Origin of the sequence: Pseudarthrobacter sp. AG30, assembly GCF_003116525.1 — a bacterium.
GTDB lineage: Bacteria > Actinomycetota > Actinomycetes > Actinomycetales > Micrococcaceae > Arthrobacter.
Genome location: NZ_QEHL01000003.1, coordinates 334,149 through 349,212, shown reverse-complemented (window position 1 = coordinate 349,212; position 15,064 = coordinate 334,149). Strand labels below are relative to the sequence as shown.

Sequence of the window (15,064 nt, the reverse complement as noted above, 5' to 3'; positions counted from 1 at the left end):
ATACGCCCATCACCAGGGGCTGGGCTTGTAGTCCTTGAGGAAGACACCGTACTGGTCCTCACCGTTTTCGCCCATGACGATCGGATCATAGACGCGGGCCGCGCCGTCCACCAGGTCCAGGGGAGCGTGGAAGCCTTCCTCCATGAGCCGGACCTTGGTGAAGTGGGGCCGTTCGTCGGTGATCCACCCGGTGTCCACGGCCGTCATCAGGATGCCGTCGGTGTCCAGCATCTCCTGGGCGCTGGTGCGGGTCATCATGTTCAGCGCTGCCTTGGCCATGTTGGTGTGCGGGTGTCCCGGCCCCTTGTAGGCCCGGGAGAACTGGCCTTCCATGGCGGAGACGTTCACGATGTACTTTCGTCGCGCCGTGGACCGTTTCATGGCCCCGCGAAGGCGGCTGACCAGCAGGAACGGGGCCGTGACGTTGCAGAGCTGGACTTCGAGCATTTCCAGCGGATCCACTTCGTCCACCACCTGGGTCCAGCTGTTGATGGTGGCCAGGTCCGGGACCAGCCCCCCGGCGTCGATGGCCGTCCCGGACGCAATCCGTTCCAGTGACGCCGAGCCGGTGGACAGGGCGAGCGACGTGATCGCATCGCCGGCCAGGACCGGGTGTTCGGTCACGCTGCCGGCCAGGGCCAGGGGGTGCTTGTCATGGGCGTGGCCGAAGGTCAGCAACTCGGGACCACCGTTGGCGTGTTCCAGGGCTGGGGGCAACGGCTCATCCTCGGCATCCACCAGCGGCTTGTAGGCGTTGCCTGACCGGCGGACGGTCTGCGCCGCGTTGTTAATGATGATGTCCAGCGGCCCGGCCTCGTCCAGCGAATCGGTCAATGCCATCACCTGGGCCGGATCACGGAGATCGATGCCGACGATCCGGAGCCGGTGCAGCCAGTCGGCGCTGTCCTCCATGGCGGCGAACCGGCGGGCGGCGTCCTTGGGGAAGCGGGTGGTGATGGTGGTATGGGCACCGTCCCGGAGCAGCCGGAGGGCAATGTACATCCCGATCTTGGCGCGGCCGCCGGTGAGCAGCGCACGCCGGCCGGTGAGGTCAACGCGTGCGTCGCGCTTGCTGTGGCTGAAGGCCGCGCATTCGGGGCAGAGCTGATGGTAAAAGGCATCCACCTGGGTGTAATGCTGCTTGCAGATGTAGCACGGGCGTGACCGGATGAGGTGGCCGGCGATGTTTCCGGTGGCGGACGGAGCCAGTTTGTTGCCGCGGGTTTCGTCGTCGATCCGGTCCGGGGCAGCGGTGGCGGTCTGGGCGATGACTGCCCGGTCGGCTTCGGCAATGGAATCGCGCTTGGTGACCCTGCGGTGGCGCTTGACGGCCTTGAACATCTTGCCGGTGGCGCGGCGCACCGAAACGTAGTCGGGGTGCTCCTCGTCGTACGCGTGGATCGTATTCAGGACCTTGAGGCAGGCCTGGATTTCCTCAGGGGTCAGATCGGGGGAGCTCATTAGCCAAATTTTACAGCGTACGGCGCGGGCCGGAGGACCGTCCAGGTGCTCCGGGCCGCGCCGTATGCTCTTGCCGTCAGTACTAGGTCAGGAGACCCTGGCGCCGTCCGGTGAGGCCTGCGCCGCGGCGGCCGCGTGCGTTCCGGCCACCTTGCCCACGGTCTCGCGGACCTCGGGGTACCGGTCAGCCGCAGCCTTGACGGCGTTTGGCATGAGCCCCAGGTGTTGGGCGGCCAGCTGCCGTTCGTCGTCGCCGGGTTCCGGTACCTGCTGGCCTTTGGCCAGGACGGTGATGCCGGATTCGGTGACCTTGAAACCACGCGCCCGGTCCAGGTCCGGGTCCAGGCCGATGGCAGCCCCTGCCGGCACCTTGACATTCTTGTCCAGGATGGCCCGGTTGATCACGGCGCCCGCTCCAACCTGAACCTTGTCCATCAGGACCGAGTCCGTGATCCTGGCGCTCGTGGCCACGTAGACGTCGTTGGAAAGGACGGAGCCTTCAACGATGCCGCCGGAGATGACCACGCCGCTGGCCACGATCGAGTCCAGGGCCGTTCCCACCGTGTTGTTGTCGCCCCGGACGAACTTCGCGGGCGGCGAGATGCTTTGCCGGGTGTAGATGGGCCACTCGGAGTTGTAGAGGTTGAACACCGGCATCGGGGAGATGAGGTCCATATGGGCGTCGTAGAAGGAGTCGATGGTGCCCACGTCGCGCCAGTAGGTGCGGTCACGGTCGGTGGAGCCGGGAATGTCGTTGAGCGTGAAGTCGTAGACACCGGCTTCACCACGGTTGACGAAGTAGGGGATGATGTCGCCGCCCATGTCGTGTTTGGTGTCCAGCCGCTCGGCATCTACATGCAGGGCTGCCACCAGGGCGTCAGCGTCGAATACGTAGTTGCCCATGGAAGCCAGGAACTGGGAAGGGTCCGCGGCCAGGCCCGGCGTGCTGGCCGGCTTTTCGACGAACGCGGCGATCTTCTGGGAGTCGTTCTGGTCCACTTCGATGACGCCGAACTGATCGGCCATGTGCAGCGGCTGCCGTACGGCCGCGACCGTGGCCTTGGCGCCGCTGTGGACGTGCTGGGCCACCATCTGGGCGAAGTCCATGCGGTAGACGTGGTCCGCGCCGACCACGACGACGATGTCGGGGTTGGCGTCATGGATGAGGTTCAGGGATTGGTAGATGGCGTTGGCGCTGCCAAGGAACCAGCTCTTGCCCACGCGCTGCTGGGCGGGAACGGAAGCGATGTAGTTGCCCAACTGGGTGGACATGCGCCAGGTCTCGGAGATGTGGCGGTCAAGGCTGTGCGACTTGTACTGGGTCAGGACGACGATCTGCAGGTAGCGGGAATTCACAAGGTTGGATAACGCGAAATCGATAAGGCGGTAGCTGCCGGCAAAGGGCACGGCGGGTTTGGCCCGGTCTGCCGTCAGTGGCATCAGCCTGTTTCCCTCGCCGCCTGCGAGGACAATGGCCAGGACTTTCTTATTTAACGGCATGGTGGTCGCTCCTGTACGCCTTCGTAACTCCCAAGACAGTCCGGTGCACCCGGACTCCTTCACACTAGAACAGTTATGCGTGAAGGACTACCTTGGGTCTTGTGCGTATAGACATTGTGACTAAAGAGTTTCCGCCGGAGATCTACGGTGGCGCCGGGGTGCACGTCGCCGAATTGAGCAGGGTGCTTAGTAAGCATGTTGACCTGCAGGTTCGTGCTTTCGGGGCGCCGCGGGACGCTGACTACCACGGGGCGACGGTGACGTCCTACCAGGTGCCGGAGGACCTCGGCGGGGCCAATGCCGCGGTCCAGACCCTGGGCGTGGACCTCCGCATCGTGCCGGATGTCCAAGGCGCCGACGTGGTCCATTCGCACACCTGGTACGCCAACATGGCGGGGCATCTGGCGTCGCTGCTTCACGGAATTCCGCACGTTCTCAGTGCCCACAGCCTCGAGCCGCTGCGTCCTTGGAAGGCTGAGCAGCTCGGCGGTGGCTACGCCCTTTCGTCCTGGGTGGAGAAGACGGCGTACGAAGCTGCGGCCGCCATCATCGCCGTTTCGGAGGGCATGCGGCAGGACATCCTGCGCAGCTACCCCAACGTGGACCCGGAGAAGGTCCGGGTGGTCCACAACGGCATCGATGTTGCGCTGTGGCAGCGTGACGAGAATGACGACGCCGTCCGCGCCCTGGGCATCGATCCAGCCAAACCAAGCGTCGTTTTTGTGGGAAGAAACACGCGGCAAAAGGGCGTCCCCTACCTCCTGCGGGCCGCCGCGAAGCTTCCCGCCGACGTTCAGCTGGTCCTGTGCCTGGGCGCGGCCGACACCCCCGAGCTGGCAGCGGAAACCGCCGCACTGATCGAGGACCTGCAGAAGCAGCGCACGGGCGTTGTCCTCATCGAGCGGATGCTGCCGCGCCATGAGCTGATCCAGGTGCTCAGCCACGCCACAGCGTTCGCGTGCCCCTCCATCTACGAACCCCTCGGAATCGTCAACCTCGAGGCGATGGCCTGCGGGGCAGCCGTGGTCGCCAGCGCCACCGGCGGCATCCCCGAAGTGGTGGAGCACGGCACGACCGGGCTCCTGGTGGACCTGGAGCAGGTGACCGACGGTACCGGAACGCCGCTGGATCCGGAGAAGTTCGTCAAGGAGTTCGCAGCAGCGCTCACCGAAGTGGTGTCAGATCCCGAGCGTGCCCGTGCCATGGGACAGGCCGGCCGGGAACGTGCCGAAAAACACTTCTCCTGGGAATCCATCACCGAGACCACCCTTGAGGTCTACCGTTCGGTGCTGCCCGCCACCAGCTGAGCGTTCCACGCAGAAACGACGCCGGCGCCGCCCCCCCGTGGAAGGGGAGCGGCGCCGTCGTCGTTATGCCACCCGAGGGGGCGGCCGGTGTGTCTCAGCCGTTGCGGCCGGCCGCGGTCTTAGCGATCAGGACCTTCTCGTCCACCGGAGCCTGGCCACTGGCACGCTCATTCCGGAAGTGCGCACGGGCCTCGTCCTGGCGCACCTTTTCGGCACCCGTGGCGATGGCGGCGCGGACATGGTCCTCCCCGTAGCCGAAAGCGTCCACCAGGTCCACGGCGTGGGGACGGATCTTCTCCAGCAGCCGGTTGATGTAGCCGCCCACTGTCCGTGCCCGCTGCATGGAGAGGCGGCCGTTCATGAGGTACCAGGACAGATTCTTCTCGATCAGGGACAGGCCAAAGAGGTCCCGCAGCCAGGTCAGGACCTTCCTGGTGCCCGGGTCGGCCACCTGCTGGAGCGCCTCGGTAAAGGCCTCCCACTGCAGCAGCTCGGCGTGTGCCTGGGCAGCGTCGATAAGCTCGTTCTGGTGCCTGTTGAACAAGGCTGCGCCCTTGTCCAGCGAGAGGCGCTTGCTGCCCTTGAGTGCGGCACCCGCCTCAGCCACCATGGTCTGCACCCTGTCGGTCAGGAGCGCGCGCTGGCCTTCCTCGTCGCGGAGGGCGATTGCAGCCTTCTGGACCGACCCGGTGTCCGCCACGAACTGCGCCACCTGGCGCAGGCCGGTGCGGTGGACCGCGGCGCCGGCCGCCTGGTTTACCACGTAGCGCGCCAGCACGCCGAAGTCCACGTTCCGGAACTCCTTGGCGTAGTCGGCGAGCAGGCGCTTGGCCACAAGCTGCAGCAGCACGGTGTTGTCGCCCTCGAACGTGGCATAGACGTCAAGGTCGGCCCGGAGCGAGGCGAACCGGTTCTCGATCAGGAATCCGGCACCGCCGCATGCCTCCCGGCACTCCTGCAGGGTATCCAGCGCGTGCCAGGTGCTCAGCGGCTTGAGCGCCGCCGCCAGGGTTTCGAGGTCCTGGCGGTCCGCGTCGGTGTCGTGCGCGCCGGAGAAGACGTCGTCGAACTTCTGCAGCAGCTGTTCATGGGCAAAGCCGGCAGCATAGGTGGTGGCGAGGCGGGTGAAAAGCCTCCGCTGGTGCCGCTGGTAGTCCAGCAGGACTTCCTCGTCGGTGTGGGACGAAGCGTTGAACTGGCGGCGTTCGGTGGCGTACTGGATGGCCGCCTTCAACGCCAGCTTGGACGCGGCAACGGCAGCGCCGTCCAGGGACACGCGGCCTTGGACCAGCGTTCCCAGCATCGTGAAGAAGCGGCGGCCGGGACTCGCAATGGGGGACGTGTAGGCGCCATCGGCGTCCACGTTGCCGTACCGGTTCAGGAGGTTGGTGCGCGGGACGCGGACGTTCGTGAAGTGCAGGCGGCCGTTGTCGATCCCGTTCAGGCCGCCCTTGATGCCATCATCCTCGCCGCCGATGCCGGGCAGGAACTCCTTGGTGTCCGGGTCCCGGAGGTCAACATAGAGTGCGTGGACGCCGTGGTTGACTCCCCTGGTGACAAGCTGGGCGAACACCACTGCTCCCAGTCCGTCCGTGGCAGCGTTGCCGATATAGTCCTTCCACGCTGCACGGAACGGGGTGTGGATGATGAATTCCTCGGTATCCGGGTCATAGGTGGCCGTGGTGGCGATGCTGGCAACATCCGAGCCGTGCCCTGTTTCCGTCATGGCGAAGCAACCGGGGATGGCCAGGCTCATGATGCCCGGCAGCCACTTGGCGTGGTGTTCGGCCGTGCCCAGGTGCATGACGGCCGACCCGAACAGCCCCCACTGGACCCCGGCCTTGATCTGCAGTGAAGGATCCGCCACCACGAGTTCCTCGAACCCGGCGATGTTTCCGCCGTGGTCGTCGGAGCCGCCCAGTTCCGCCGGGAATGCGCGGTGGACGGCGTTGTTGTCCACGAGGTATTGCAGCTGGCCGAATACCCGCTGGCGATGGTCCGTATGTGTCAGGCCTTCGACCTTGTGCAGTTCCGGCCGTGCAGCCAGGTCCCGGGCTTGGAGCCGGACATCGGCCCACTTTCCCAGGAGCTGCCGGCCCAGGGCCGCGACGTCGACGGCGGGTGCAGGGGAGTCGGCTACGGGGTTGGCTGCCGGGGTTGCCGGGGAGCGGAGCCCTTTTCGGGCGGTGCGGTCCACTACGTCAGTCATGTCACAGTCCTTCTTTGGCGGATAACTTGGTGGTCGGTGGGGCGGGGGTGAGTTCGGGTGCTATGCCAACACACAGCCACGCCGTAATGTGGCGGGCCATGGCTTCCTGGCTGGGCTTGGTGGGGGAGTCCGGAGTGTTGAGCCATTGCTCTCCAGCGTTCCGTACCAGGCCGATCGCGGCCCGGGGCCAGAACCCGATGACCGTTTCCCCCACATCACCCAGATGGGAGCGCATGGGCGCAGCGATCATGTCCGCAATGGCATCGAAGAAGTGGCCCAGGGCGCCGGCCGACGTCGCGGGAGATGTGGGTTCCGTGGGTTCGGCGGGGGTGTAGCTGGTGACGAATGCATAGACGCTGGGGCTGGTGTCCGCCATCTGCAGGTAGGCCGAGACCATCGCGAGCAAGCCTTCCCGCGGCGTCACGGCACTCTGCGCGGCTTCCTTGATGCGGTTCTGCATCTGGCTCAGGACCACTTCCCCCACCGCCTGTTGCAGGCCGGCTTTGTCCCCGAAGTAGCGGTAGAAAACAGACTTGGAGGTTCCTGCCGCGGTGGCGATCTCCTCCATGGACGCATCGCTTCCGAGGGCATGGACCGCTCTGCGGGCCTGCTTGATCAGCTCCCGGCGGCGTTCCTCGCGGTGACTCTGCCAGCGTGCCGAGCGGCCGTCTGAACTGGCGGCAGGCGGGAGCTCGACGGTAAGCGGAAGGATGGAAGTGTGGAAGTTCACGATACTCAGCGTATCAGGTACGCTGGGTATCGGTAACCGCATGTGAGCAGAGGAGCCACCCATGTCCATCGACGGACAGTCCACGCCAGCACCTGACGAATCAGTTCGACCAGCAGTTTCTGCGCCGCGCAGGGCGGTGATTGTTGGCGGCAACAGGATTCCCTTCGCGCGCGCCGGCGGCGCCTACGCAAAGTCCTCCAACCAGGACATGCTGACCGCAGCCCTTGACGGCCTGATCGCACGGTTCGGCCTCCAGGACGAACGGATCGGACAGGTTGCCGCAGGAGCCGTCCTGAAGCACTCCAGGGACTTCAACCTCACCCGGGAAGCCGTCCTGGGGTCTGCACTGTCCGCCGAAACCCCGGTGTACGACCTCCAGCAGGCATGCGCCACCGGTCTCGAAACCGTGGTGGGGCTGGCCAACAAGATCAAGCTTGGACAGATCGATTCCGCCATCGCCGGCGGCGTGGACTCAGCCTCTGATGCCCCCGTGGTGGTCAGCGAGGGGCTCCGCGACATCATCCTTGACCTCAACCGCGCCAAGTCGCTTCCACAGCGGCTCCAGATCCTGAGCCGCCTCCGGCCAAAGGACCTGGCGCCGCTGGCGCCCGGTACCGCGGAACCGCGCACCGGTCTGTCCATGGGGGAGCACCAGGCGCTGACCACGGCGCAGTGGCAGATTTCCCGCGAAGCGCAGGACGAACTGGCACTGAACAGCCACCGTAACCTCGCAGCCGCCTATGATTCAGGCTTCTTCGACGACCTGCTGACTCCCTACCGGGGACTGACGCGGGACGCCAACCTCCGCGCTGATACTTCCTTGGAAAAACTGGCATCGCTGAAGCCGGTGTTCGGCAGGAACCTGGGCGCCGGCGCCACCATGACAGCAGGCAACTCCACCCCGTTGACCGACGGCGCCTCAACCGTCCTTCTTGCCTCCGACGACTGGGCCGATGCCCGCGACCTGCCCAAACTCGCCGCCGTGGTGGACGCCGAAGCCGCAGCAGTGGACTTTGTACACGGCAAGGATGGCCTGTTGATGGCCCCGGTCTTCGCCGTGCCGCGGCTCCTGGCCAGGCAGAACCTGACACTGGGAGACTTCGACTTCTTCGAAATCCATGAAGCCTTCGCCGCCACGGTCCTCAGCACGCTGGCCGCATGGGAGGACGAGGAATTCTGCCGGACCCGTCTCGGGCTTGACGGCGCGTTCGGCAGCGTCGACCGTTCACGCCTCAACGTCAACGGATCTTCGCTCGCGGCGGGTCATCCCTTCGCCGCCACCGGCGGACGGATCGTTAGTTCGCTGGCCAAGATGCTGCACGCCAAGGCGGACGCGGAGGGCCGGCCCGTCCGCGGCCTGGTGTCTGTGTGCGCGGCAGGTGGCCAGGGCGTCGTCGCGATCCTGGAATCGGTGTAGGGGGCAGTCATGACGGATACATATACCCGGCTGGTCAACAGCGGCGCGGGCCGCAACCTGGCCAGAAAGCTCGGACTCCCGCAGCCCGCAGTGCTTCGGCGCTACCAGCCAGGACAACCGCTGGTCGTTGGCCCGGTCGTCGTTGTCGGAAACAGTCCTGCGGCGGACAGCCTCGCCACCGAACTGCTGTCGTGGGACCTCGATGTCCGGAGGCACGCCGTTCCGGCCGAAAAGCTGGGCGCCATCATCCTGGTCCTCGACGAGCTGGAGCATCCCGCGGATTTGGAACAGCCGGTACTCTCCGCCGCAGGTTCGTTGCGGGACCTGCGGGCCGGAGGTCGGGTCATTACGGTGTCCCGGCCCGCGGCGGGCGTTTCTTCCCCTGCAGCAGCGGCTGCCCGCCAGGGCGTGGATGGTTTCCTGCGTTCCCTGGCCAAAGAGTTGCGGGCGGGCGCCACGGCCAACGGTGTCCTCCTCTCGGACGGCACCACCACCACGAGTCCCAGCGCACTGGGCGCCATCAGGTTCTTCCTTTCCAGCCGCTCGGCATTTGTTGACGGGCAGTTCCTGACGGTCTCTTCCCCGGACGGTGCGCTTCCCGCCAACACAGACCGGCCGCTGGAGGGCAAGGTCGCTGTGGTGACAGGCGCAGCCAGGGGTATCGGCGCGCAGATTGCCCGGACCCTGCACCGCGACGGTGCCATGCTGGTCCTGGTTGACATTCCGGCGGCGGGTGACCAGCTGGCGGCCGTGGCCAACGAGGTGAGGGGTACGGCGCTGCAGCTGGACATCAGCGGCGCAGACGCCGGGGCGCGGATCCTTGAGCATGCAGCGCAGCGGCATGGCCGCCTGGATATCGTGGTGCACAATGCCGGGATTACCCGGGACAAACTGCTGGCCAACATGGACCATTCCCGGTGGAACTCGGTCATCAACATCAACATCGCAGCCCAGCTTCGGATCAACGAAGCCCTCCTCGCCGCGGACCACTTCCGCTCGTCACCGCGGATCGTGTCAGTTGCCTCCACGAGTGGCATTGCCGGCAACAGGGGCCAAACCAACTACGCCGCCTCCAAAGCAGGCGTGATGGGAATGGTGCGGGCCACGGCACCGCTGCTCGCCGCCAGTGGCGGCACCATCAATGCCGTCGCGCCCGGGTTCATTGAGACCGAGATGACTGCGCGGATCCCTTTTGCGGTCCGTGAGGTGGCGCGCCGGCTCAACTCGCTGCAACAGGGAGGCCTTCCCGCGGACGTGGCGGAAACCATTGCCTTCCTGGCCAGCGACGCCGCAGGTGGTATCAACGGGGAGGTGTTGCGGGTGTGCGGTCAAAACCTGGTGGGGGCATGACACTCCAGCAACCAGTGATCCTGGCGGAGATGCCCTCGCTGTCCAAGCTGTATGTCAACGCCGCCGCCCAGGCAGCACGGCGCAGGCTCCTGGGAACGCATGATTCCGCCGATCTTCCGGCCGAGAGCCACGACGTCAGGGGCGTCACCGTGGACGTTGGAAACCTCACGGCGTACCAGCACCTCATTGGTGAGACCGCCAGTGACGTCCTGCCTGCCGGCTTCATCCATGCCCTGGCCTTTCCCCTCGCCATGAGCGTCATGAACCGCGACGACTTCCCGCTGCCGCTGCTGGGGATGATCCACCTGCGCAACAGCGTCGAGCAGAGGACGCCGTTGGTCTTCACGGACGTGCTTGACATGACCGCCAGGGTGGAAAATCTTCGAGGCCACCGGGCAGGGACGCAGGTGGACGTCGTGGCTGAGGTGCGACGCGCGGGCTCGGCGGACATTCACTGGCGCGGAGTTTCCACCTACCTGGCCAAGGGGTTGTTCCTTCCCGGCATCGACAAACCAACCGCCGCGGCGCCGAAACCGGAATTCACTGCTCCGGCACCGACGGCGCTGTGGCACTTGGGGGTGGACACAGGACGGGCGTACGCCGCCGTGTCAGGTGACTTTAATCCAATCCACCTGAGCGTCCTCTCGGCCAAGGCGCTGGGGATGCGCCGGTCGATAGCCCACGGAATGTACCTCGCCTCGCGTGCGCTCGCCGACGTCGGTCCCGCCCGGGGCGACGCCTTCAGCTGGGACGTGGAGTTTGAAGCGCCGGTTTTCCTGCCGTGCCGGGTGGCTTTGGAGATCAGCACGGACCAGGCCTCGTCCGGTGCGTGGAAACATTCGCGCTATGTGGCCTGGAACCCACGTTCGGGGCGGCGCCACTTCCACGGCACAGTCTCAGCGCTTTAGGCAGTATGACGGTGCGCCGGATCAGTCCTTCGGCTTGGCGGCGCGCAGGATGCGGTGCAGGCTCAGGAGGACCGATTCGGAGGCCGGGACGGTGCCCTCCTCGGCTTGCCTGGCGGTGGTGGCGGCCATGCAGGCTTCCACTGCCGCCTTGGCCGCGGCATAGCGGTCCTGGTGATTGTTGTCTTCACCTTCGACATCGATAGACAGCAATTCTCCAGTGGCCGTGATCGCAGCGGCCAGGGGTTCGGTGTCCTCGAGGGGAATCTCATACGGCAGGTCGTTGTTCCAGATCACGTCGGAAAGAACATCGGTCATGTCCTGGATATGGAATGTCACCTGCTCCAGGTTCTGCAACTCGCGGTAGTCCTGGTCGATGTCCCTCGGATGCAGCTTTCGCCGCGGGTTGGCGCGCCGGCTGGCATCAGCTTCCTTGACCAGGTGGCGTACCGATCTTGCCGCGTCGGACAGCTCCTCCGACCTGCGCGACCATTCCTCGTGTTCCGGCGGCCATTTTTCCGTCAGGGCCGCACCCATGTCGGTCAGTTGCCTGCCAAGGGCGCGCCTGAGTTCGGCCAGGCTGGTGGCGGCCGCGTTCAGGTGCAGGGGTGGAAAGATCAGGAAGTTCACGGCGATGCCCACTGCCACTCCAGCGGCCATTTGCAGGAGGTAGCCGTAGGAGAAGTCCTCGGCATTCCTGCCGCCGACCAGCAGGACCAGGAGCGCGGCCGTTGGAATCCAGTCACTGCCGGAGCCGATGCCTGGCAGCCCGCCCAACAGCACTCCGACGCCCATGAAGAGAGCCACCGTCAACGGTGAGGGATCGGAAATGCTGACCAGGATGAACGCCAAACCGATCCCCACCGCAAGTCCTGCGATGGCCTGGAGTCCGTTCCGGACCGAGCCCGCGACGTTGCGGTACATGGCCACCAGGGCGCCCAGCGGCGCATAATACGTGTAGTGCGACGCCGCCCCGGGCATCAGCGGAGCGATCGTGAAAGCCAGGCCCGCTGCGAGCGCGGCTTTCGCCGCCAGTTGCAGCCGTTGCGCTGCAAAGGCAGCGGAAATTCCTTCCACCGATTGTTTGAGAAGTTGGGTCCCCCGAGCCCACCGTGCGTCCGGTCGTGCTTGAGTATTGCCCATCCGGCCACAGTAAGGCCGGCATCCCGTCAGGACAAGCCGGCCGCGGAACGCCGCACTTCGGAGGCCAGCCGGTGGGCCCTGCCCGGGGTCCGCCCTTCCTCCTGGCGGCGGGGGACATATCCGAAGCCAAGGGCGTAGGAGGGATCCGCAAAGCCAAGGGCAGCGTTCGCTCCCTCATGCCCGAATGCGCGGTGGCTGCCGAAGTTCCTTGACGGGTGCGGTTTCATGAAGACGACGGCGAACGCATTATCGAGCCCAGAGGACCGGTCAAGGCCCCACACCTGTTCCCGTGACATTGCTTCGATGGTTGTGGCCTCGAGGAAGGGACGGCCGCCGTCGACGCCGGTGGTTGCGGCGGCGTAGAGGCGGGCCAGCCCCTCGGCGGATCCCACTCCTCCGGCCGCGGACATGCCTGCTGCCCGGACTGCGCGGATGTTCGGCAGCTCCATGATGGTGCTGACGGGTGCGTTGCCGTTAATCCCTTCCAGGCTCAGCGGGTCCACCCATCCCTGGTCGGGGGTGTCCTGGTAGAGGACGTCCCGGTACCGCGGTTCCAGTTCTTCCGGCAGGCCGAGGAAGAAGTCCACGCCGTGGGGCGCGCGGATCCTTGCTTCGTAGACAGCCTGCAATGGCTCGCCGGCGGTGCGTCGGCACAGCTCCTCCATCAGAATTCCAATAGTGAGGGCGTGATATCCGAACTGCCGCCCCGGCTCCCAGAGGGGCGGTAACGCGGCGAGCCGCGCCGCAGCCTCGGGCGTGGTGAACTCGGTGAGCCCGAACCCGCCGTCGATACCCAATAATCCGGCCTGATGGGACAGGGCTTCCCGGACCAGCAGCCTGTCTTTGCCGTGGGCGGCGAACTCCGGCCAGTAGTGGGCCACCGGACGGTCCAAATCGAGGAGGCCGTCCTGGACCAGCAGTGCGATGACCATCGCACCGACGCCCTTTGAACAGGAGTACGCCCCCGTCAGGGTGTCCGGCGCCATGTCCGGGCCTCCAGTCAGCCGGACCACCTGCCGGGATCCCTGGTAGGCCGCCAGTTGGGCGCTGTACCGGGGGTCCTCAGCGAGCAGGGTCTCGAACAAGGCCAGCACGTTCTCGTATCCGGGGGCGACGAAGCCAAGGGAAGTCAGCATGCCTCCCAGCGTAGGGGAAAGCGATTTCCTGCCCGGGCTTTGCGGACTAGCCCACGGCTCCGTGTCCGGCAGCCACTTCTTCGCCCGGCCGTACCGGACCCGGCGGTGTGCCGTCCCCGAAAGGCCGGCCGCCAAGCGCTTCGCGGCCATGCGGGGTCAGCCAGCCAGCCAGGTCCGGCCCCTTCGGCACGATCCCGGTGGGGTTGATGTCCTCGTGGACGATGTAGTAATGCTGCTTGATCTGGACGAAATCGGTGGTATCACCGAAGCCCGGAGTTTGGAACAGGTCCCGGGCGTAGCCCCAGAGCGCGGGCATCTCACTGAGCTTTTGCCGGTTGCACTTGAAGTGGCCGTGGTAAACGGCGTCGAAGCGGGCCAGCGTGGTGAAGAGCCTGACGTCCGCTTCGGTGATGGTATCGCCGACGAGGTACCGCTGGCGCGAGAGCCGCTCTTCGAGCCAGTCCAGGGCCGTCCAGAGCCGGTCGTACGCGGCGTCGTAGGCCTCCTGCGAACCGGCGAAACCGCAGCGGTAGACGCCGTTGTTGACTTCGGTGAAGACGCGCTTGTTGATCCGGTCGATCTCCCCGCGGAGGTGCTCCGGGTAGAGTTCCGGTGCGCCCGGCCGGTGGAAATCCACCCATTCGGTGGAAAAGTCGAGCGTGATCTGCGGGAAGTTGTTGGTCACGACTTCGCCGGTTGGTATATCCACGACGGCGGGGACGGTGATGCCCCGCGGATAGTCAGGGAAACGCTTGAAATAGGCCTCCTGGATGCGCTCAATGCCCAGGACGGGATCAACGCCACCGGGATCGAGGTCGAACGTCCAGGACCGGGCATCGTGGGTAGGTCCGGGCTGGCCCAGTGAGATGACGTCTTCAAGGCCCAGCAGCCTGCGGACTATGACCGTTCGGTTGGCCCACGGGCAAGCCCTGGCGGCAATGAGCCGGTACCGTCCCGCTTCCACCGGCCAGCCGGGTTCACCGTTGCTGCCGGGGGCGGCATCCCTGGTGATGCGGTCTTCGATGTAGTTGGTGTCACGGGTGAACTCCGCACCGCCGGTCACATATGCGCCTCGGGTGCTGTGCTCGGTGCTGTGGTCCGTCGCTGTGGGACTGCTGTCGGTTTCCTGGCTCATGGCACTAGCGTATGCGTCCGGCTCAACAATTCAGGCGCCGCCAAGCAGGATCCGGGAGACGGGCAGCCAGGCCGCAAGCCATGAGCCGGCCACGAGCGCGCTGAAGATGGTGATCCAGACGGCGGACGGCACGGAGGTGGCGCGGTACAGCAGGTATGCGTCGGAACTTTCCAGGCGGTCGCGACGCCGGAGGTGGACGTGGGTGAGTTTGGCCAGGTCCCGGACTGCGGCCACGAGCAAGGCGAGGCCGAAGATGACGGCGGCATGTCCGGCAGCCGAGGCCGTTGCCAGGAACGTGAGGGCAGCGGCGCCGGCCATGGCGGTCAGGGTGATGAGGAATCCGGCAAGGTTGCGAAGGAACAGTATTGACGCGGCCAGGACCACCACGCTTGCCGCCATGGCTGCGGCACCCCACCCGGTGACTCCGCACCACACGAACGCCGCACCAACGAGTGCCGGGACCGGATAGCCCCAGAAACACGACCAGGCAGCGGCAACACGGCTCCGGCTGTAGGCAGTCGTTGTTCCGGAGTGGTCCAGACGGAGCCGGATCCCGGACAGCCGCTGGCCCGAGGTTACGGCGGCAACCGCGTGGCCCAGTTCGTGAGTTGCGGTGGCAAGGAGTCCAAAGTAGCGCCAGGAACGGCGCGGGATGGACAGCGCCGTGGCTGCTGCCAGGGACAGCAACATCTCTACCCAGGTGATGTTGGGCACGGGTGCCTGGGAGAAGGCCGCCGCGAAGGTGTTCCATACGCCAGCTGGGCTGTCCAA

The 15,064-nt window shown here is 66.0% G+C and carries 12 protein-coding genes; 4 read left to right on the top strand and 8 right to left on the bottom strand.

The window, feature by feature from the left end:
• Positions 1 to 9: 9 nt before the first annotated feature.
• Together DC347_RS04835 and glgC are read right to left on the bottom strand one after the other, a co-directional pair.
• Positions 10 to 1,461 carry an SDR family NAD(P)-dependent oxidoreductase gene (locus tag DC347_RS04835; protein ID WP_109044603.1) on the bottom strand — a complete coding sequence of 484 codons (1,452 nt, stop codon included), beginning with the start codon at positions 1,459 to 1,461 and terminating at the stop codon, positions 10 to 12.
• 87 nt (positions 1,462 to 1,548) lie between these two features.
• Positions 1,549 to 2,961 carry a glucose-1-phosphate adenylyltransferase gene (gene glgC, locus DC347_RS04830; RefSeq protein WP_018761312.1) on the bottom strand — a complete coding sequence of 471 codons (1,413 nt, stop codon included), beginning with the start codon at positions 2,959 to 2,961 and terminating at the stop codon, positions 1,549 to 1,551.
• A 101-nt stretch (positions 2,962 to 3,062) separates the two neighbouring features.
• Here glgC and glgA point away from each other — a divergent pair, with 101 nt between their 5' ends.
• Positions 3,063 to 4,268 (top strand): glycogen synthase, encoded by a 1,206-nt coding sequence (gene glgA / locus DC347_RS04825; protein ID WP_026264462.1) that lies wholly within the window; start codon positions 3,063 to 3,065, stop codon positions 4,266 to 4,268.
• Positions 4,269 to 4,362: 94 nt separating this feature from the next.
• On the opposite strand, the gene DC347_RS04820 is transcribed toward glgA, so the two are convergent.
• Together DC347_RS04820 and DC347_RS04815 are read right to left on the bottom strand one after the other, a co-directional pair.
• Positions 4,363 to 6,477: an acyl-CoA dehydrogenase gene (locus DC347_RS04820; RefSeq protein WP_109044602.1), complete on the bottom strand. Its 2,115-nt coding sequence runs from the start codon at positions 6,475 to 6,477 to the stop codon at positions 4,363 to 4,365.
• Between the two features lies 1 nt (position 6,478).
• Entirely contained in the window at positions 6,479 to 7,207 is a 729-nt protein-coding gene (locus tag DC347_RS04815; RefSeq protein ID WP_109044601.1) for a TetR/AcrR family transcriptional regulator, read from the bottom strand.
• Positions 7,208 to 7,268: 61 nt separating this feature from the next.
• Between DC347_RS04815 and DC347_RS04810 the strand changes: the two genes are divergently transcribed.
• The 3 genes from DC347_RS04810 to DC347_RS04800 are packed head-to-tail and all read left to right on the top strand — an operon-like array spanning position 7,269 to position 10,882.
• Positions 7,269 to 8,624 (top strand): acetyl-CoA C-acetyltransferase, encoded by a 1,356-nt coding sequence (locus DC347_RS04810; RefSeq protein WP_018761316.1) that lies wholly within the window; start codon positions 7,269 to 7,271, stop codon positions 8,622 to 8,624.
• Between the two features lie 9 nt (positions 8,625 to 8,633).
• Positions 8,634 to 9,974, top strand: coding sequence for a 3-oxoacyl-ACP reductase (locus DC347_RS04805; protein ID WP_018761317.1), 1,341 nt, complete (start codon positions 8,634 to 8,636; stop codon positions 9,972 to 9,974).
• Positions 9,971 to 10,882 (top strand): MaoC/PaaZ C-terminal domain-containing protein, encoded by a 912-nt coding sequence (locus DC347_RS04800; RefSeq protein WP_018761318.1) that lies wholly within the window; start codon positions 9,971 to 9,973, stop codon positions 10,880 to 10,882. Before DC347_RS04805 ends, DC347_RS04800 begins: the two co-directional genes overlap by 4 nt.
• Before the next feature lie 21 nt (positions 10,883 to 10,903).
• On the opposite strand, the gene DC347_RS04795 is transcribed toward DC347_RS04800, so the two are convergent.
• The 4 genes from DC347_RS04795 to DC347_RS04780 all read right to left on the bottom strand — a co-directional run bounded on the left by DC347_RS04795 (position 10,904) and on the right by DC347_RS04780 (position 15,064).
• Entirely contained in the window at positions 10,904 to 11,956 is a 1,053-nt protein-coding gene (locus DC347_RS04795) for an aromatic acid exporter family protein (RefSeq protein WP_018761319.1), read from the bottom strand.
• Positions 11,957 to 12,048: 92 nt separating this feature from the next.
• A complete protein-coding gene (locus DC347_RS04790) occupies positions 12,049 to 13,158 on the bottom strand; it encodes an EstA family serine hydrolase (protein ID WP_026264463.1) in 1,110 nt (369 codons plus the stop codon).
• Positions 13,159 to 13,204: 46 nt separating this feature from the next.
• On the bottom strand, positions 13,205 to 14,293 hold the full coding sequence (locus tag DC347_RS04785; protein WP_018761321.1) for a glutathione S-transferase family protein: 1,089 nt from the start codon (positions 14,291 to 14,293) through the stop codon (positions 13,205 to 13,207).
• A 30-nt stretch (positions 14,294 to 14,323) separates the two neighbouring features.
• Positions 14,324 to 15,064, bottom strand: a complete 741-nt coding sequence (locus DC347_RS04780; protein WP_018761322.1) for a M50 family metallopeptidase — start codon at positions 15,062 to 15,064, stop codon at positions 14,324 to 14,326.